The organism is Pseudoalteromonas sp. PAB 2.2, assembly GCF_001938575.1.
GTDB classification, from domain to species: Bacteria; Pseudomonadota; Gammaproteobacteria; order Enterobacterales; family Alteromonadaceae; genus Pseudoalteromonas; species Pseudoalteromonas lipolytica.
This window is the reverse complement of sequence record NZ_LYPI01000013.1, coordinates 123,791-144,141: the sequence shown is the minus strand read 5'-3', so window position 1 is coordinate 144,141 and position 20,351 is coordinate 123,791. Positions and strand designations below refer to the sequence as shown.

At 42.3% G+C, this 20,351-nt stretch carries 16 protein-coding genes; 5 read left to right on the top strand and 11 right to left on the bottom strand.

Annotated features, from left to right (window positions below; genetic code table 11):
• Positions 1–135 precede the first annotated feature (135 nt).
• Positions 136–2,127 (bottom strand): transketolase, encoded by a 1,992-nt coding sequence (tkt, locus tag BWD47_RS12945; protein WP_075594097.1) that lies wholly within the window; start codon positions 2,125–2,127, stop codon positions 136–138.
• Between the two features lie 267 nt (positions 2,128–2,394).
• Between tkt and metK the strand changes: the two genes are divergently transcribed.
• Positions 2,395–3,546 (top strand): methionine adenosyltransferase, encoded by a 1,152-nt coding sequence (metK, locus tag BWD47_RS12940; protein ID WP_075594096.1) that lies wholly within the window; start codon positions 2,395–2,397, stop codon positions 3,544–3,546.
• 444 nt (positions 3,547–3,990) lie between these two features.
• Here the strand turns inward: metK and BWD47_RS12935 are convergent, their stop codons facing one another.
• From BWD47_RS12935 to BWD47_RS12925, 3 genes are all read right to left on the bottom strand, one after another.
• Positions 3,991–4,395, bottom strand: coding sequence for a diacylglycerol kinase (locus tag BWD47_RS12935; protein ID WP_036970830.1), 405 nt, complete (start codon positions 4,393–4,395; stop codon positions 3,991–3,993).
• Between the two features lie 68 nt (positions 4,396–4,463).
• Positions 4,464–5,150 (bottom strand): START domain-containing protein, encoded by a 687-nt coding sequence (locus tag BWD47_RS12930; RefSeq protein ID WP_051501826.1) that lies wholly within the window; start codon positions 5,148–5,150, stop codon positions 4,464–4,466.
• Positions 5,116–6,636: a CYTH and CHAD domain-containing protein gene (locus BWD47_RS12925; protein WP_036970831.1), complete on the bottom strand. Its 1,521-nt coding sequence runs from the start codon at positions 6,634–6,636 to the stop codon at positions 5,116–5,118. Before BWD47_RS12925 ends, BWD47_RS12930 begins: the two co-directional genes overlap by 35 nt.
• 213 nt (positions 6,637–6,849) lie before the next feature.
• Between BWD47_RS12925 and BWD47_RS12920 the strand changes: the two genes are divergently transcribed.
• The gene (locus BWD47_RS12920; protein ID WP_036970833.1) at positions 6,850–7,449 is read left to right on the top strand and encodes a TIGR04211 family SH3 domain-containing protein; all 600 of its coding nucleotides are present in this window, start codon (positions 6,850–6,852) and stop codon (positions 7,447–7,449) included.
• Positions 7,450–7,559: 110 nt separating this feature from the next.
• Here BWD47_RS12920 and BWD47_RS12915 read toward each other — a convergent pair whose 3' ends face one another.
• Entirely contained in the window at positions 7,560–8,042 is a 483-nt protein-coding gene (locus BWD47_RS12915; RefSeq protein WP_036970835.1) for a winged helix-turn-helix transcriptional regulator, read from the bottom strand.
• A 166-nt stretch (positions 8,043–8,208) separates the two neighbouring features.
• Here BWD47_RS12915 and putA point away from each other — a divergent pair, with 166 nt between their 5' ends.
• Both putA and BWD47_RS12905 read left to right on the top strand, forming a co-directional pair.
• On the top strand, positions 8,209–12,012 hold the full coding sequence (gene putA, locus BWD47_RS12910) for a bifunctional proline dehydrogenase/L-glutamate gamma-semialdehyde dehydrogenase PutA (protein WP_075594095.1): 3,804 nt from the start codon (positions 8,209–8,211) through the stop codon (positions 12,010–12,012).
• A gap of 225 nt (positions 12,013–12,237) precedes the next feature.
• Entirely contained in the window at positions 12,238–13,446 is a 1,209-nt protein-coding gene (locus tag BWD47_RS12905; protein WP_036970838.1) for an HD-GYP domain-containing protein, read from the top strand.
• Between the two features lie 25 nt (positions 13,447–13,471).
• Here BWD47_RS12905 and BWD47_RS12900 read toward each other — a convergent pair whose 3' ends face one another.
• Both BWD47_RS12900 and BWD47_RS12895 read right to left on the bottom strand, forming a co-directional pair.
• Entirely contained in the window at positions 13,472–14,551 is a 1,080-nt protein-coding gene (locus BWD47_RS12900) for a general secretion pathway protein GspB (protein WP_075594094.1), read from the bottom strand.
• Between the two features lie 13 nt (positions 14,552–14,564).
• Positions 14,565–15,485, bottom strand: a complete 921-nt coding sequence (locus BWD47_RS12895; RefSeq protein WP_036970843.1) for an ExeA family protein — start codon at positions 15,483–15,485, stop codon at positions 14,565–14,567.
• A 195-nt stretch (positions 15,486–15,680) separates the two neighbouring features.
• Here BWD47_RS12895 and BWD47_RS12890 point away from each other — a divergent pair, with 195 nt between their 5' ends.
• Entirely contained in the window at positions 15,681–16,790 is a 1,110-nt protein-coding gene (locus BWD47_RS12890; protein ID WP_065978028.1) for a tRNA nucleotidyltransferase, read from the top strand.
• On the opposite strand, the gene BWD47_RS12885 is transcribed toward BWD47_RS12890, so the two are convergent.
• The 4 genes from BWD47_RS12885 to BWD47_RS12870 all read right to left on the bottom strand — a co-directional run bounded on the left by BWD47_RS12885 (position 16,778) and on the right by BWD47_RS12870 (position 20,139).
• Positions 16,778–17,239: a DUF1566 domain-containing protein gene (locus tag BWD47_RS12885; RefSeq protein ID WP_227006851.1), complete on the bottom strand. Its 462-nt coding sequence runs from the start codon at positions 17,237–17,239 to the stop codon at positions 16,778–16,780. The two genes, BWD47_RS12890 and BWD47_RS12885, sit on opposite strands and share 13 nt — an antisense overlap.
• A 61-nt stretch (positions 17,240–17,300) precedes the next feature.
• Positions 17,301–18,977, bottom strand: coding sequence for a DUF1566 domain-containing protein (locus tag BWD47_RS12880; RefSeq protein ID WP_036970850.1), 1,677 nt, complete (start codon positions 18,975–18,977; stop codon positions 17,301–17,303).
• A gap of 89 nt (positions 18,978–19,066) precedes the next feature.
• Entirely contained in the window at positions 19,067–19,399 is a 333-nt protein-coding gene (locus tag BWD47_RS12875; RefSeq protein ID WP_074988863.1) for a hypothetical protein, read from the bottom strand.
• 23 nt (positions 19,400–19,422) lie between these two features.
• Entirely contained in the window at positions 19,423–20,139 is a 717-nt protein-coding gene (locus BWD47_RS12870; RefSeq protein ID WP_036970855.1) for a DUF2982 domain-containing protein, read from the bottom strand.
• Positions 20,140–20,351 lie beyond the last annotated feature (212 nt).

Below are 20,351 nucleotides of genomic sequence, written 5' to 3'. Positions count from 1 at the left end.
AGTACCCAAGTAGCAGTGATAATTATTGCTGATCTGTCGGGTACGTATCGAATCTTTTGACTGGCAGCAAAAATCCATAAAAAAGCCCGCGCAGTGCTAAGACCGCGCGGGCTTTTAAATTTTAGCGACTAAAGCTTAGAACAAAGCGTTTGCTTTGTTTGCGATGTTTTCAACCGTGAAACCAAAGTGCTTGAATAACTCACCAGCAGGTGCTGACTCACCAAATGTCGTCATACCTACTACTGCGCCATTTAGGCCTACGTATTTGTACCAGTAGTCTGCAATGCCCGCTTCGATAGCTACGCGGCGTGTTACGCTTGCTGGTAATACGCTTTCTTTGTAGGCTGCGTCTTGCTCATCAAACAAGTCAGTTGAAGGCATAGAAACCACACGTACTTTTTTGCCTTGTGAACGAAGCTCTGCAGCGGCGTCTTGTGCAAGCTGTACTTCTGAGCCCGTTGCAATAAGGATAAGCTCAGGCTCACCATCGCAACTCAGTACGTAACCACCTTTTTTCACATCGCTTAACTGTTGTGCAGTACGCGTTTGTTGCTCAAGACCTTGACGTGTGAAGATCAATGACGTTGGGCCATCTTTACGCTCAATCGCTTGTTGCCATGCAATTGCAGACTCAACTTGGTCACACGGACGCCAGTTAACAAGATTAGGCGTTAAACGCATGCTTGCAATTTGCTCTACTGGTTGGTGCGTAGGGCCATCTTCACCCAGACCAATTGAATCGTGCGTGTATACAAAAATGCTTGGTTGCTTCATTAATGCAGCCATGCGTACCGCATTACGCGCGTATTCCATAAACATTAAGAATGTTGCGCCGTAAGGAATAAAGCCTTTGTGCAGTGCAATACCATTCATAATTGCCGACATACCAAACTCACGGACACCGTAGTAGATGTAGTTACCGCTTGCGTCGTCTGCTGTTACGCCTTTTGAACCATCCCAAATTGTTAAATTTGAACCAGCAAGGTCAGCTGAGCCGCCCATAAACTCTGGTAATAATGGACCAAATGCATTCAGTGCATTTTGTGAAGCTTTACGTGTTGCAGGGTTTGCAGGGTTTGCTTGCAGCTCTTCGATGTACGCTTGTGACTTTTCAGCCCAATCTGCTGGCAATTCGCCATTTGTACGACGCTTAAATTCTGCTGCTAGCTCTGGGTGTGCATCTGCGTATGCCGCAAACTTTTCGTCCCAGTTTGATTCTAGCTGTTGGCCCTTTTCTTTTGCGTCCCATTCGCTGTAGATATCAGCTGGGATTTCAAATGCTTCGCCTGTCCAGCCTAAGAACTCACGTGCCGCTTTGATCTCATCATGACCAAGTGGAGCACCATGACAGTCATGACTACCCGACTTATTAGGTGAACCGTAACCAATCACTGTTTTACAACAAATTAATGATGGCTTGTCGGTAATGCTACGTGCTTCTTCGATTGCTGCGCGGATGGCCTCAGGGTTATGACCATCAACATCACTCACCACGTGCCAGCCATATGCTTTAAAACGTGCAGGTGTGTCGTCGCTGAACCAACCTTCTACTTCACCGTCGATAGAGATGCCGTTGTCATCCCAAAACGCAACAAGTTTACCCAGGCCTAATGTGCCCGCTAATGAACAGGCTTCGTGAGAGATACCTTCCATTAAACAGCCATCACCCATAAACGCATAGGTAAAGTGATCAACAATGTCATGGCCTTCACGGTTAAACTGAGCAGCAAGCGCTTTTTCAGCAATTGCCATACCTACCGCATTTGTGATCCCTTGGCCTAATGGGCCCGTAGTGGTCTCAATACCTGGTGCATAGCCATACTCTGGATGCCCTGGTGTTTTTGAATGCATTTGACGGAAGTTTTTAATTTCTTCAAGTGGTAAGTCGTAACCACTTAAATGTAGTAGAGAATAAATCAGCATCGAACCGTGGCCATTTGAAAGAATAAAGCGATCACGGTCTGCCCACTCTGGGTTCGTCGGGTTGTGCTTTAGATAATCGCGCCATAGTACTTCTGCGATATCTGCCATGCCCATAGGGGCTCCAGGGTGGCCAGAGTTGGCCTGTTGTACTGCGTCCATTGATAAGACGCGAATAGCATTTGCAAGTTCTTTGCGAGATGGCATGAATTCTCCTACCTTTAATGTATTTGCGCTGGTTGTTTGTTAAGCCCCATTCTTACTTATTGTATGGGTGCAGTGCAATTAAAAATCCGTATTAAATGGGTCTATTACCACTGTTTATTAAGAACGAAATGTTATTAGTAATTTAAAATAGACGTCTAGGCGTAAAATAACTATGCAAACATAATTGTTTTAGATAAAATACGCCCCTTAATTTTTTAGCGCTATTACCGACGTTAGTGAAGCGCAATATTTGTGAGCAGAAATACAATGGCAAAACATTTATTTACTTCTGAATCTGTATCTGAAGGTCATCCGGATAAAATCGCGGACCAAATCTCTGACGCGGTTCTAGATGCTATCTTAGAGCAAGATTCTCATGCCCGTGTTGCATGTGAGACTTACGTTAAAACTGGTATGGTTATGGTGGGTGGTGAAATCACTACTAGCGCGTGGGTTGATATCGAAGAAATTACACGTAAAACTGTACGTGAAATCGGTTACACGCATTCAGACATGGGTTTTGATGCTGACTCGTGCGCAATCCTAAACACTATCGGTAAACAATCTCCAGACATCAACCAAGGTGTTGACCGTGCACGTCCAGAAGACCAAGGCGCGGGTGACCAAGGTTTAATGTTTGGTTATGCATGTAACGAAACAGACGTTTTAATGCCTGCACCAATCACGTATTCACACCGTTTAGTTCAGCGTCAAGCGCAAGTTCGTAAAAGCGGTGAGCTTAACTGGTTACGCCCAGATGCAAAATCACAAGTAACATTTGCATATGAAAATGGTAAGCCGGTAGGTATTGATGCTGTTGTTCTTTCAACGCAACACTGTGATTCAATCTCACAAAACGACCTAGTAGAAGCGGTAATGGAAACCATCATTAAGCCGGTTCTTCCAGCAGAGCTTATCTCTAGCGCAACGAAATTCTTCATCAACCCAACTGGCCGTTTCGTTATCGGTGGTCCAATGGGTGACTGTGGTCTGACTGGCCGTAAAATCATCGTTGATACATACGGTGGTATGGCGCGTCACGGTGGTGGTGCTTTCTCAGGTAAAGATCCATCAAAAGTTGACCGTAGCGCTGCATACGCGGCACGTTACGTTGCTAAAAACATGGTTGCTGCGGGTCTTGCTGACAAGTGTGAACTTCAAGTTTCTTACGCTATCGGTGTTGCAGAGCCAACATCTATCAGCATCGAGACATTTGGTACAGGTAAATTAGAAGAAGCACGTCTAATCGAATTAGTGCGTGAGCACTTCGACCTACGTCCTTACGGCTTAATCCAAATGCTTGATCTTGAGCGTCCTATCTATCAACCGACTGCCGCTTATGGTCACTTCGGTCGTGAAGAGTTCCCTTGGGAGCGTACAGACAAAGCAGGCGCACTTCGCGCAGCTGCTGGCCTGTAATAGGGTATACAGACTGAAAAAGCGCCATTTTGGCGCTTTTTTTGTGTTTAATTTTTTACTCTAAATTTTTATACCATTGCGCTTATACCATTACGCTTAATTAAGTGGTCTATTTTGAGGCAATAAAACCGCGTTGATAACAAGGCAAAAATTTAGTTATTTAGTTGTTCTAAATCAGAAATTTTTAACGCAGGTAGCGACTGGTTTAATCACTCAAAATGATTAAGTATTTTTGCGGAATGGTATTAAATAAGTGGTCTATTTTAAGGCAATAAAACCGCGTTGATAACAAGGCAAAAATTTAGTTATTTAGTTGTTCTCTGCAATTGCTCCTGCATTGCTCTACCTCCTGCATCCATGCAGTCGTAAATCAGATATTATTAACGCAGATAGCGACTGGTTTCATCACTCAAAATGATTAAGTATTATTGCGATTGGTATTAATTACAGTAACGTCATTATCTTTTCATACATCGCCACCAGCCAAACCAGCGCTAAAATAACCAATGACAAGGTCACCGCTGCCGAGGCCATATCCTTTGCGCGCCCAGACAGTACATGATATTCAATCCCCACTCTGTCAGTCAGCGCTTCGATGGCCGAATTGAGTAGTTCAACAATCAACAGTAATAAATACGGAATAAACAACACGAGCCAATGAGTCAGTGACTGCGCCAGAAAAACCGATAACGGTAATAAACACACCCCTAAATAAATTTCTGAGCGAAAAGCTGACTCTTCTTTAAATGCGGCCTTAAAACCTTTAATTGAGCACCTTGTGGCTTTTAAAATACGTCCAATACCAATGCCGTTGGGTTTATTGACCAAGGGGATTTTGGGTTCTTTCATGCTGTTCCTAGTACGAATAAACTTCGCAGATAATATTCATAAATACCTAAAATGTCATCTTCGCTTTACTAAGATAAGCACTTTCCTGGCACACTTGGGGGATTTGTCCGTGAAAACGCATTCTTTTTTAGCTGTTCACGCAATGCTTGTAATGACTTAAACACACTTTTTAAAGATACTTTATTACTTAACCAATGCGGAATAGCACCGCTTGGGTCTGCATACGCTTGGTGAGTAATCAATAAGTTATTTTGCTGTTGCTCTAAGCGCCAATAAGCGGCGAGCTCTTTAATACGCACCACCCCTTTTACCAAAGGTTTAACGTAGGGCTGGCTGGTAATTTTAAGCTCGGTTTTATTATCGCTTAAGGTGTGATAGCAAGAGTAGCTCACTAAATCACGATCAGAAACCGGCCAAGGCGAGTTAAAGCGCGTATAAACGAGCGTCTCTGCGGGGCTAAGCCGCTCTATTAAGGTTACACTTTGAACATTTTCGAGCCAATTTGGCGCGTTGTCGGTATCGCTAAGTAAGGCCATAAAGTCATCTGCCTTGGTATCTTCAACAACCACAGATGCATTAATTTCGATAATGCCACTGTCATGTTTTTGATACGTGACCTTTATACCTTCTTGCTGCTTGTAAGTATGCCATTCTATTGGGGTCGCGACAGTTGAACAACTAAACCACGCTAACCCAATGAATAGCCAACGATTCACAAATTTATAACCAGTAGGGATCAGTATTGAATGAGGCATGACGACTTTGTTCCATGGCGCTCACTAAAAATTCTGACTTTTGCTCAAGCCACGTTTGAATCTTTGCTAATTCCTGATCGTCTTGTCCTGCACACAACTGCTTTAAATACTCAAGAGTACTGAGCTCGTAAATACCATGCGAAATATCTAACCAAGGAATACGAAACTCGCTTCTGTCGTCTTTATTGAATAATGCCCCCAAACAGTTACCACTTAACAGAGAGTTTTCTAGACGAGTACGCAACGATAAATAGTCTTTATCACTCAGTGCTTGTTGTTCAGGAATAAGCTCATGCATATCGTGCCAATCTTTTGCAAATAAACGCTTGGCTATATCTGCTACTGGTTTTTCTGCAGCTTGGAACTCTGCCTGCCCCCACGACTTACGCCATTGCTTTTCAATCAACCAGGTGGTCAATTGCAACAGCAAACGGTTGTAACGGGTGCTGTGAAATAACGCTTTTACATCGTCAATACTCGGCTGAAGCTCTTTTAGGTCGTTAATCACTTGAGTTAGCTCTGGTGCGCTATTAATTTTTTTATAATAGGCGTGACGTTTTGAGGTATAGGTTTTTAACTGAATGGCGTTTTCAACCCACGCCAACTCACTCAGCAACCACTTTAACTCAGTACGTAATGACTCTGTATCATCCTTACTAACAATATCATCGAACAGCCAAAAGGTGTGGCGAATTAATCGAATGCCATCTGTGACTCGTTTTAAGGTTTTTAAGCTCGGCTTGATGAAGTAACAGGCTTCATGCTTTTGTACAAAGCGAATCGCGTAATTTATCCCTGCGACCAAAGCTTGTTCTTGTGTGGCCTCTTTTTTAAGAGGCACAAACCCAATCGATTTACTTGCTTTTAGTGGGGTGTTATCAGCTAAGCCATAACCTCGTGCAGCTTTCGAATATAGCCCAAGACGCACATTACATTCGCTAACCAGTTTATCTGCAAGGGCAAATAACTCGTGGCGACTGCCTTCAATTAATTCCACTTCAAGCTCAGAGATCAGCTCAACTTTACCTGACGCTGCAATTTCACCTTTATCAAGTACAACCTCAATTTTAGCTCCACTGTTGGTTTCGATTAACCACGTGCGACGAATAAAGTTAGTACTAAAAATAGGATACAGGTTGTCAGCAATCGCATTAACTTGCATGCCATGCGGCCAAATTGTGGCATCAAAAGCCATTAAATCTGGGCGACCACCCTCTAAAGGTAAGTTATATTCTGGGCGTTGATGTAATCCACCTACAACTTCGCCAGCGAGTTTAATCGTTTGCTCGCACTGGTTATCACAGCAGCGGGTACGCAAACCAATATCCAGTGCGCGTAACTCACGACTTGGCGTATCATAGTAAGCATTTTGTAAGCTGCGTGACGGTTTATTTGTAACGGTTTTTGCAAATTGAGTAATTAATGCGGGGATCAGTGGAACAACGGCATCTGACACCAAAAACTTCAGTTCTATCTCAGTATCCATTCGTTTTGCGGAGTACATTTAAAATAAATAAGTGCTCAAAATAAACAAAGCAGCTACTTAATGCAAACTTTTTCCTGATTTTTACCCTCAAACCCTGTCTTGGATTACAATATCAGCCTTGCTATTAATAGTTGAAATCCCTACTATCTCTATACATTACGTATTTAAAAATTTGACCATTTTTGGGCAAGGTTACATTAACAAGGTAGATTGATGTTAAAACAGTGTATTTTTGGGCTGCTCTTATCAGCCGCCACTTTCATTAGCTATGCAGAAGAAGCGCCTACAAGCGACAACGGAAACACCGCATACATAGTCGACAACCTCTATACCTTTATGCATTCAGGCCCGAGTAAAAACTACCGTATTTTGGGGTCAGTTGATGCAGGTACTCAAATTACCTTGTTATCAGAAGAAGATAATGGTTATTTTAAAATTCGCGACGACAAAGACCGCGAAGGCTGGGTAGAAACGAAGTTTATCAGCGAAAACGCCGGTATCCATCAGCAATTTCAAGCTCTGAATAACGACATGACCTTGATGCAAGAGCAATTACGCCAAGCAGAAATTGAACTACCGCAATTACAAGAACAAAACAGAACCCTCACTGAGCAAAACCAAGCGCTAAGCGAACAAATTGAAAAACTAAAAAGTACCATAGAATCTGAGCGCAACGTGAAACAATTAGCCAGTGCCAAAGAAAAACGCCAACTATTAACATACGGCGGTGCTATTGCATTTATTGGTTTATTACTTGGTATTATTTTAACGATTATGCTTTCACGCCGTAAACGTTATGATGGTTGGGCGTAATAATAGCAACCCGCAATAATAGTTAATCATTTTTAGGGATTAATTAAGCGAGTGGGTATAACCCAGCAAAAAATCTTCATAAAAAAAGCACCGTTTGGTGCTTTTTTTGTTTAGATATCGAATCTTAAACCGCTATCTTGTTTTATCTTTTCGATCACCATATAGGTGTGGTGCGTACCAACACCGGGAATATCAACCAAATCACCCAAAACTTGGCGATATTCGTCCATATCAGAGACTCGCACTTTTAATAGGTAATCGTATCCGCCTGCCACCATGTCGCACTCGACCACTTGTGGAATATTTAAAATATATTCTCTGAACACTTTAAACACTGAGGTATTTGAGGTCACTAACGACACTTGCACATGAGCCAACAAACTTTGATTAAGCTTGGCTTCGCTTAACTTTGCATAATACCCCTCAATGTAGCCCTCTTGCTCTAAGCGCTTAACACGGTCAAGACATGGACTCGGACTCAAATTCACCTGTTTTGCCAGGTTTACGTTCGATATTCTGCCATTTTTTTGCAGAGCGTCTAAAATTGCTAAATCGATACGATCTAACATGCGTAATCTATTCGGGTTAGTCATAACAGAATTTTATGCGGCTAAGTTAACGGTATGCCCTGTAAATTATCGTAAATCGAAAAATATAACCAGCATATTCTGCTGGATTTTAATTAGAATGCACGGATTATATCAATGGTAAGAAATACTTTTAGTTTATTTCTAGACTCCACATACCAGAGGGTTACATATGCTATTTAATGGCGATTTGACAACTGAATGTCCAATTAGACAAAAGATCCGCGACTTTTACCGTATAGATGAAAATGCGGTTATCGATCACATTTTGCCTTTGGCTGAAGTAGGCGTTAAAGCCCGTAGCCGAGCGTGGGAACGTGCTCGTCAAATGGTTTTAAATATCCGTCGCGACCAAGATGGTCAAAGCGGTGTCGATGCACTGTTAAACGAATTCTCACTATCGAGTGAAGAAGGCGTTGTTTTAATGTGTTTAGCAGAAGCATTACTACGTGTTCCAGATAAGGCAACGCAAGACTCGCTTATCCGTGACAAGCTTACCAAGGGTGATTGGAGTTCGCATTTAGGTAGCAGTGACTCTTTATTCGTAAACGCCTCATCTTGGGGTCTGTTAGTAACGGGTAAAATGGTTAACTACAGCGACAAATCTAAAGAGCAACAATTTGGTGTGCTTAAGAAAACCATTGGTCGTTTAGGTGAACCGGTTATTCGTAAATCTGTGAACTTCGCGATGAAGATCATGGGTAAGCAGTTCGTAATGGGTCGTACCATTGACGAAGCAATTGAACGTGCTGCTGATAAAGAACAAAAAGGCTACGTATACTCATACGATATGCTAGGTGAAGGCGCGCGCACCATGAAAGATGCTGAGCGTTATTTCCAAAGTTACATGACAGCCATTCACGCAATTGGTAAAGCTGCAAATGGTCGTGGCCCAATAAAGAGCCCGGGTATTTCAGTGAAAATTTCTGCGATTCATCCTCGCTACGAGTTCACGCATCGTGAACGTGTTATGGCTGAAATCGTACCAAAACTAAAAGAACTCGCACTTGCAGCTAAAAGCTACGATATCGGCTTTACGGTTGATGCTGAAGAAGCTGACCGTTTAGATATTTCTTTAGATATTATCGAAGCGGTATTCAGTGATGAAGAATTGGGTAACTGGCAAGGTTTCGGTTTAGCAGTTCAAGCCTACCAAAAACGCGCTATTTTCGTTGTTGAGTGGGTTGCAGACCTTGCACGCCGTGTTGGCCGCAAATTAATGGTTCGTCTTGTAAAAGGCGCATACTGGGATACCGAAATCAAAACCACACAACAAGATGGTTTAGATCACTACCCTGTATTTACCCGTAAAGCGACTACCGACGTATCATACAAAGCCTGTGCGATTAAACTGCTTGAAGCACGCGATGTTCTATATCCGCAATTTGCAACACACAATGCTTATACAGCAGCGACGATTTTAGAAGTTGCAAAAGGCGATCACGAAGGCTTCGAATTCCAACGTTTACACGGTATGGGTGAATCACTGTTCGACCAAATCGTTGAACAAGAAAAAATTCAGTGTCGTGTATACGCACCCGTAGGTCAGCATGAAGACTTACTTGCATACTTAGTACGTCGTTTATTAGAAAACGGCGCTAACTCATCGTTTGTTAACGCGATTGTTGATACCACTCAACCAGTTGAAGCACTGTTACCTGACCCAGTTGAAACACTGCAAGGGCTGCGTAATAAGTACAACACGCAAATCAAGATGCCTATCGATTTATACGGTGACGAGCGAGCGAACTCAAAAGGCATGGATTTAACTGACATCAATGCCATTACACCATTTAAAGAAAACCTAGACACCTGGTTTGCAGAAAATCGCATTGAGTTAAATGATGTACCAGAAGGTTCAATTGCAGTTAAAAACCCTGCGAACCACAAAGAAATCATTGGTCATGTGAAACTACAATCATCTGACGAGATGACTGCGCTTCTTGAAAATGCTGAAAAAGCGTTTGAATCATGGTCACAAACACCGGTTAAAGAACGCGCTAACTTACTTCGCCGCATCGCTGATATTTTAGAGCGTCACCACGATGAACTCGTCGCTCTTTGTATTAAAGAAGCGGGTAAAGTGGCGCAAGATGGCATTGATGAAGTGCGTGAAGCCGTTGATTTCTGCCGTTATTACGCTGCTCGTGCTGAAGAGTTATCTGAAGATGAGCGTTTTGAAGCGCGTGGCGTGATCTTATGTATCAGCCCATGGAACTTCCCGCTTGCTATCTTCTTAGGCCAAGTTGCTGCTGCTATCGTAACGGGTAACACGGTGATTGCAAAACCAGCTGAGCAAACAAGTTTAATTGCGCTTCGTACAATTGACCTTATGTTATCTGTTGGCTTACCTGAGCATGTTGTACAACCTGTTATTGCACGTGGTAGCGAAGTAGGTAAGACAATTGTACCTGATGAACGTATTCAAGCTGTGATGTTCACAGGTTCAACTGAAACAGGCACAATCATCTCGCAAACACTAGCTGCACGTAACGACATTCAAGTGCCGTTAATTGCAGAAACAGGTGGTCAAAACTGTATGATCGTTGACTCAACAGCGCTTCCTGAGCAAGTTGTTGATGATGTGATCAGCTCTGGCTTCCAAAGTGCGGGTCAACGTTGTTCTGCATTACGTGTTTTATTCTTACAAGAAGATATTGCTGATGGCATCATTGAGATGATCAAAGGCGCATTAAAAGAGCTTCATGTTGGCGACCCTTCATTACTTTCGACTGACATTGGTCCTGTAATTGACGAAAAAGCACTGAAAAACTTAAACGAACACGTTGAATACTTAAAAGGTAATGCAACACTTCATTACGAGTGTGCAATTCCTGATAACAACGAAAATGGCGCTTATTTCTTCGCACCGCGTTTATATGAAATTAAAGACCTTTCAGTACTTAAACGCGAAGTATTTGGTCCATGTGTGCACATTATTCGTTTCAAAGGCTCTGAGCTTGATAATGTGATTGATCAAATCAATGGCACAGGCTTCGGTCTAACAATGGGTATTCACTCACGTATTGAAGAGCGTTGTGAATACTTAGCAAAAATGTCTCGTGCAGGTAATGTGTACGTAAACCGTAACATGATTGGTGCAATTGTTGGTGTGCAACCATTTGGTGGTCGTGGCCTTTCAGGTACTGGCCCTAAAGCAGGTGGTCCTAACTACTTACAACGTCTTGTGAAAGAAAAAGCGTCACCTGATAACGTACAAATGACGAACCTATCACCTGATGAGCTAGACACTCACCATTATTCAGGTGCGGCTGAGCAAGTTGCTAAGCTAATGGAAAACTCATTACGCGATGAAAAAATCTGGCGTGCAACACCGTTAAACGACCGCGTTTCTGCGGTACGTCAGTTGTTAGCAAAAGTCGCTACTGTCGAAATTATCGATGAGCTTGCTGATGACTTAGCATTAACATTAGCCGATGCACGTGCGCAGCTTAACCGCCTTGAAAAGCACATGCGTAAACACACTGTATTACCTGGACCAACAGGTGAATCTAATACGCTTCACCTTGAGCCTCGTGGTTGTGTTGTGTGTTATGCCGATAAGAGTACTTCATTTAACTTCTGGGCGATTTCAATTATCACAGCACTTGCTGCGGGTAATACAGTTATCACCGTTGCATCTGAACTGTTCTACGAAGAAGCGGTTGCTTTCAAAGACAAGTTTATTTCAACAGGTATCGCCGAAGGTGTATTCCAAGTTGCTAAGCCTAACCAGTTACAAGCTATCTTGGCACACCCTCACCTTGCCGGTGCGGTTGTAGCAGCTCGCTCATCACGTTTAGGCTATTTCAGCCAACAGTTAGCACAACGTAAAGGGGCGATTCTGCCAGTGATTAGCTCTGAGTACTACGATACGCTAATCAAGCGCTTACTGACTGAAAAAACAATCAGTATCGATACAACAGCGTCAGGTGGTAATACATCACTGATGACGCTTGTTGAAGATGATGAGTAAACAGCGCATAAAAGTTAACTAACTTTACTGTTATAAAATCTAAAAGCCCCTGTACCTAACAGGGGCTTTTTTATACCCAGATAAAATAGTCTAACATTAAGAAAAACAACCACTTTATAGACGAAAAGCTGCACCAATTTCAAAATTATCACCTTTATTATTATTTACTAGAAGACAAATTATCTGCTAGGTTAAAGGTAATGTATTTAACTTGAAGTAAAGGCCTTGAAAACTCTCCCTATTAATCAACTTAAGCCCGGTATGTTTGTACAAAGCGTTACAAAACAGACAGGCAAAATCCGCATTAAAAACCAAGGATGGGTGAAGACTCAGGGAGGTATCGATAAACTAGCTAAAGCGGGTATCTTAGAAGTCGTTATCGACCCCGATAAAACGCTCACAATGAGCAGTGACAATAAAGTGGAAGAGCAGCAAAACACTTCGCCGCCAGAGCCGCAAACCGTCGCCCATAACCCCTGGCATACATCGCATAGCGTGTCTGCAGAAATGGCCAAAGCGAATAGTTTATACAACGAAGCAAAGTCACTCCAAAGCAAAGCATTTAATGATATTCGTACTGGTAATAAAATTGATATTGCGCCATTTCAAGAATTGGCCAGTGGCTTTATGGACTCTGTTTTCCGTAATCAAGATGCCCTTGCCTGCATTACCAGAATGCGCGAAAAAGACGCCTATTTACTCGAACACTCAATTAACGTTTCAATTCTTATTAGTATTTTTGCCAAACACTTAGGCATCGATAAAAGCATCATTCAAGAAATAGCGACAGGTGCCCTACTGCATGATATTGGCAAAATAAAAATACCTGATGAAATACTCAATAAGCCAGGTAAGTTAACAGACGAAGAATATCAAATCATTCAAGACCATGCCCGTTTCAGCAAAGAAATATTAGAACAATCAGGCCTCAGTGGCATCGCAGTTGAAATTGCGGGTTTCCATCATGAGCGATTAGATGGCAGCGGCTACCCATTCGGTAAGCATGGTGATGAATTAAGCCTGTACGTTCGTATGGCGTCGATTGTTGATGTATATGACGCACTCACCGCAGAGCGAGTCTATAAAGCCGGTATGGAGCCAATTAAAGCATTTAAAATTCTAAAAGATGGCTGCCCAGATAGTTTTGATGGCGACCTTGTGACGAAATTTATTCAATGTATCGGTATTCACCCTGTCGGCACCTTGGTGAAACTTGAAAGCCAAAAGCTTGCCGTGGTTACACGAAGTAACCCAAGCAGCCCATTAAAACCCGTGGTAAAAGTGTTTTATAACGCCAAACATGCACACTATACCGAAGTGCAAGATATTGATTTAGCAAATAACCGTTGTCACGATAGCTTAGAAGCAGCAGTCAGACCCAATGACTTTAATGTCGATCTGATCCGCTTCTTTAAAAACTCAATTTTGCCATAGCCACTATTTTTAAATATAAGACTGGCTACTCTGGCCAGTCTTGCAGTGCTTTTAACGTAAACTCGTAACCGTCGTAACTAAATAAACTTTGCTCAGGTGTGATTTCTATCACATTGAGTACGCCAATGTTATCGCCTTCATACAATTCACGACCATTTATCTTTATCCAACGTTTAGAGGCTTCAGAGGCATAAATATGCGCCTGATACTTAATTGTTGGGATCAAGCTTTGCAACGAGTCAGGCAGCAGTTCGACAGGCTCTGCGTATGATGAGTTTTTAGTACTGCGCGTTATATCAGCCACATGCTTATTATCGACATCTTGTACTGCTCTCTCGAAGGCACTTTTTAAGTTATTAGGCACGTCGTTAAATTCGTCATCAACCACGGTTTGGTTGGCTTGCGATGGGCTTTGATCATTTAGCGGCTTACCCAGCACCTTGTATTTGCTCATGTCAATGTCTCGACTGCTCATTTGCTGCGGTGTCATTTGTTGCATTTGCATTGGCTGCGAAAATTGCGGCTGCTGAGGCTGATAAATAGGCTGATTTTGATACACAGGCTGTTGATAAACAGGTTGCCCTTGATAACCTTGATTAGCATAAACAGGCACGGTATTAACGGGTACTTGTACCCATTGATATTGCTGCCCTTGCACAGGAACTTGCTGCATCATTTGCTGCTGAGGTGCGACTGTAACAGGCACTTGGCCCACATTATTCGCAGTATTGTTAACAGGTGGATTAGCCTGTGTATTGGCAGCTTGCGGAACAGCTGTTGCGGGTGCTTCCTCTGTCACAGGTACATTATTTGTATCTGTTGTCGCTAAAGTCTCTGTTGCTTGTGAAGAACTTTGTGTCTTTTCAGCACTGTTACTAGTAACTTGCTTTTGCGCAAAAGGTTCATTTTTTTGCAGCCATTTACCAATAGAAAAGCCTGCCATCAGCGTTAAAATAACCGCTAGTAATAACCCAAACGAAAAAGCAAGACGGCGATAACGGGTTAATTCTTGTTGTTGTTTAAGCTGCAGAGCAGCGTGGTCATGATCAATCGCTGTTTGCTCGTGTTGACCAGATTGTTTAATTGCATCTAAAAGTAATGACATAAATGATCACTCGTTATATTAGGTAAGATAAACCAATACCCATACCCAATACGGCTAAAAATGAAACAGGATAAAGCCAAACATAACTTGGCTCTTTGTTCGCAGTTGACGAAATAGGCGCACTGCTTGGCGGTAAGGCTTCAACTGCTGAGCGCATGACAAGCTCACTATCAATGCTCAGCTTTTGCTGTGAAAAAGCCCCGACTAAGCAGCGCTCACACAATAAATTAATAAGCCTTGGCACCCCTTCTGTTACTTGGTAAATCGCTTTTAAGGCATCAGCAGAAAAGAGCGCTTGTTCAGTACCTGCTTTGAGTAAACGGTGTTTAACATAAGCAAATACTTGGCCTTCGCTAAGCGGTAATAAGTGGTAACGCGCCGTAATACGTTGAGCAAGTTGTCTAAGTTCGGTGCGTTTTAATAGCTCTTGTAGCTCAGGCTGCCCAACTAACACTATTTGTAGTAACTTTTTATGATCTGTTTCTATATTCGTCAATAAGCGTAATTGCTCAAGCACATCGGGAGCCAGCAATTGTGCTTCATCGATAATTAAGATGGTATGACCGCCTGCTAAATTATTCGCCTCAAGATGCTTTTTAATCACATCTGTTAAGGTTTTTAATGTTGCATTTTCGCTGTCATAGTCAATCTTAAGTTCGTCGCAAATACTGGCTAGCAATTCAAGTTGAGACAATGCCGGGTTGTGAATTTGTGCGACTTGCGTGTTTTCAGGTAACTGCTCTTGCAGACTTCTGGTTAATGTTGTTTTACCTGTTCCCACTTCGCCGGTTAAAAGTACAAAACCGCCGGCTTCACCTAGTCCATAAGTAAGGTGCGCTAAGGCCTCTTTATGACGCTCACTAAGAAATAAATATTCAGGATTAGGGGCAATCGAAAAAGGTTTTTCTGACAAGCCAAAATAGCTTAAATACACCGTGATGTTCCTTGCGTTTAAAATCACGGCCTATAATGGCAAAAAACTACGCGACTTAAAACCTTGTTCGTACGTTATACTAAAATTACTTTAAGATAAAAAACACAGCCCCGAATAAAGCGCCTGTTTTTTGGAGTTTGGGTATCGCTGGCAAATAACGTAAAATACCGAAAAGGTAAAAATAATAGGTGTACTATGCAGGTTTATTTGGTCGGTGGTGCTGTAAGAGACGCACTGTTAGGTCGTGAAGTAAAAGAACGCGACTACGTTGTCGTAGGTGCAACTCCCGAGCAACTAATTAAACAAGGCTACCAACAAGTCGGCAAAGACTTTCCTGTTTTTTTGCACCCAAAAACAAAAGAAGAATATGCACTTGCCCGAACTGAGCGGAAACAAGGCCAAGGTTATACGGGATTTATCTGCGATTTCACGCCCGATGTCACTTTAGAACAAGACTTAATCCGCCGAGACCTAACTGTTAATGCGATAGCGCAAGCCGAAGATGGCACATTAGTTGACCCTTTTGGTGGGCAAAGCGATATCGAGAACCGTTTATTACGCCATGTTTCAGATGCGTTTTCTGAAGATCCGTTACGTATTTTGCGAGTCGCCCGATTTGCTGCTCGTTATCATTACTTAGGCTTTTCTATTGCGCCAGAAACAGAACGTTTGCTTATTGCGATGGTAAAAGCAGGCGAGCTTGAAACACTCACAGCGGAACGAGTTTGGTTAGAATGCGAAAAATCTCTTAGTGATGGCGCATTTGCAGAGTTTTTAAATACTCTCTTTAAAATTGGAGGCTTACATGTGATCAGCCCCACGTTAGAATCACAGTGGAGTGATGCATTGTATCAAACGATGCAAGCGCGCTTTGATTATGCCAACAAGCACTCTATTACAGACACAGCATTACTTTTTAGCCAAGTGACACTCTCGCTAACAGAATCTGATATTCACACAATCGCACAGCAGATCCGTCTACCAAATGAAGTGCGTGATGTTGCTCTTAACACTGTTGCTCATCGTTCAATATTGACTGACAAGCAGCCGGATTGTGACGCACTGCTAGGCTGTTTTAACCGACTTGATTTATGGCGTCGTCCTGAGCGTTTAAACGCCGTACTCAAGGCGTTAGAAATAAGTGAACAAAAGCCAGTGGCATGTATAACACAACTACACCAAGTGACTGAACAGGCAAGCGCTGTCGATCCACAGCAATTTATCGCCCAAGGAATTAAAGGGGCCGACATAAAAACCGCGCTTGAAAACGCGCGGCTATCTATCATTAAAAATTATTTTTCATAACGTACGAGTCGCAGAAATACATCGGATTCTTTAGCGTGAAGACTGTTTATGCCTTTATCAAACTGATAAACCCAAGCAAGGTCTGTTCGCTCTTTTCCTGATGTGCTGCTCCAGTAATTTTGCAGCTTAGTAGCAAGAAAGACACTTTCGTTAATACTCGGCTGCACGCATCGATGCTCTAAAATACTGGCTAACTCTTTTACATTAGGCACATGCCAATCAGAAAAACCGGCAAGACGCGTATTCTTTGCACCGCGTAATGCTTCACCCCAGGTTAGCTGCTGGCTGGTGCCTTCACATGTTGCCGTTGCACTATTGTAAGTTTGTCCAAAGCTACAACGTTGCCACATTAAGCCTGTTTCTACATCACTTACCGTGCCATTTTCGTTAATGACAAAGCGGCTGTCTGGGGTCGTTTGCGTTACCGCATCGTAGCAAACCTGCGCCATAGCAAATGTAGGCTGTGTTGCCAGTAAGGCAACCGATGCATAGAAAGATAGTTTACGCATATTATTCTCCCGGTGTTCTTACTAAACGGACAAAGGCGGTTTTCCCTTTCGGATAGGCCAAGTCGTTTGCGCTACTCATATCAATAATATATGCCTGCGACAAACTGGTACCATCCACAGCGGTTTGTGATGTCCAATACGGCATAAACGGGTTGCCATCATCGCTTAGCTGAATATTGCTTGGCTGATTTGGAAAAAACTCACTGTTGAGTAAGCTTACTTCACCTTGTTTAGCGTAATCCAGTATTCCAAGAAGTTCGGTATAGGTAGGAACACGCCAATTAGTGCCGCCGCAAAAATCAATCGCATTCACTTCATTCACATACGTTTGTAAACCACACGCAGTGTTACTTGGGCATGTTGAGTTTGCTGCACCTTGAACACTGCCCGTTTGTACCCCGTTATTACTATTTAAATACCACGTATAATGATTTGTTGCTGCACGGTTAGTGGTTGCCGGTGGCAGTGTGGCACTTGCCGCTTTTACTTCCCAAATTAAGCCTGTCACGTTATCGCGTACACAACTAAAGTTTGCTGCGTCGTCTGGCAGCTCATCCGCAAATTCATTTAATTTTGTAAAATCAAATGCCAAGTCACCTTGGCCTACTTTATCAAGTTGATTAGCAACACTGTCACGCCCTAAATCTGCATCTTGAGCTGGGAAGTTATCACTTTTGCAGTTAATTTTTTGCGTGTTGTTATAGCAGTCGCTCATGCCCGTATCATTTATAAGGCCGAGGGGTTTAGGGCTGATACCAATCACTACCGTATCTGTATCACTGCGCGATTTACTGTCGGTGACGGTAACCTCAAAACTAAGTTCTGTGTCGGTATCAACATCAGGGGCAATGAATGTGGTGATACATTGATTTTGATTTGCAAGGGTGACTATTTCACCCGTTAGTTGTTCCCAATAGCACTGCTTGGTTGCAGTCACAATTTCACTGTTACTTGCATCAAGCGTAACGGTATCAAACTCTATAACTTGCTGATCTTCCCCAGCGTTAGCAATGATTACTTCAAGGGTTTTATTAAGCGTAAATGACTGTTCAGAGCTTGCAGAGCCCCCTTCATCATCGGTCACTGTTAGTCGCCATGTCATTGACGTGTTTGATTCTAGCAGCGGGTGAGTAAAGCTAATCGTTTGATTATTAAAGCTATCAACGGTTAAATCTGGGCCCGAAAGCTGAGTCCATAAATAACTGTCTATCGAACCATTTTCATCAATATCGACAGACTCTTCACCACTGAGCACAATAGTATCATTGTATTTCGAGGGCAGTTCTTGCGGTGCAGTTTGCGTGATCACGGCAACAGGCAGCTGGTTATTAGAGGTAATGAATATGCTTACTTCATCACTGACTAACTGACCATCACCCGTTTGATAATTAACTTTAAGTACGAGCTCTGAGTCTCGCTTAATATCAGGGGCAGTGAGAGTTTGCTCAGCACCTTCTGCTGGGAAACCCTCTACAACAGGGCCACTTACTCGTTGCCACGTAAATGTTCCATCAGCAGGCGAGCCCTTAGCCAATAATGTAAACTCGCTTTTTTCAATAATTTGCTGATCAGCTCCAGCATTAACTGTCGCAGCGATTGGTGTTGTGTCACTCGACCCACCGCCCCCACAGGCTGTGAGTGTCGTTAATGCAACAACTACAAGAGGCACTAATCTCATGTTTACCACCTTAAAATGCAACGTTGGCTTTATAACCAACGGCCAAATAAGAAGATAACTAGCAAGTAAAGTGCCAAGAACACTCTAAATTATAAGTAACTTTCTTGATGAATACGCACAAACAATTTAGTGCCAATTTTACTGTAATCTATCTTATATTCTCGGCCATCAAGGGCTTGAATGAACAATAGACGTTTTTCTTCTGCAAAAACATCAGGGCTGGTGATGTAAACCATTTCGAGGTAACGCTCTTTTGCTTCACGACGGTTTTTTGGCAGATCTTCTTTAAACGGTTCAAGACCATTTTGTGTCACTTTTATACGTGGGTGGTTTTCGCCATTCACAATTACTAAGTCGAGTTTTTTATCTTTATGAATAATTGTGTTTCGACCACTTTTAATAAAAGAACGTTCTTGACTCATAGCCTTTTCCTACTTACTGCCACCTAATTACTTACATCTTTCTGTAAACGAGTATTGATAAATTCACTAGGGTTTAATTTCCAACGATTCAAATCTGCACTGAATTGCCAAATATCAGTATCAAGTGCATTGGCAGGCAACAATAAATCGTACCCTGTCAATTGCCTCAAATGCTGCGTACGATTAGCAAACATGGCAATCAATCCTTTGTAAAGCTGACCACTAGGGGCAGTGTAGTCCGTCTCTTCAACTAACCATTCTGATGGGCAATTGCCATTTTTGCAATGTTTTTGAACAACTTGCATAAATATATGACGTTGTTCTATTAATAATCGCCCTGCAATTCGGGGGTGAATCTGAGTTAAAAATTCATCTATGTTATTGAGTTTAATACCAACTGCGTTTAACTCAAGGTATTCTAAGCCTTGTTCCACTTTTGGGACACCACTGTGGTGAAAGTTTTCTCGTTTTAATTGCCAATGCCCAACTTTATGATGATATATAAGCAACTGATTAGTATAGGTAAAGCTATAATAAGGCTCTTGTGTTTTTAAAAAGCCGACAAATATAGCAGCAAGGCAGCTACTGACTAAAAAAATTTCCACTATACTAATCTCACCGGGACGTAGCAGGTTAAACAGCATAATGAATACAAGCCCAATGCCTCCGACCAATAAAAACTCAATACCATGTCGCGAAGCCTGTGCCCGTACCTTTAAAATCGCGTTTTTGTTATCCATACACTGAAAAGTAAAAAATAAACATTACAATTGTGACCAAAACAATCTTTCTAAGCGTTAAACAATACGGACACTTGGTTTGTTTACTCATACTTACACCTCTCTTCTCATAACAATTAAGGAACAAATACGCTGAACTTTTAACTTTTACGCCAAATGCACAAATATATGAGATACCTGACATACGGGGCACGTACTAATTTTGTACACTA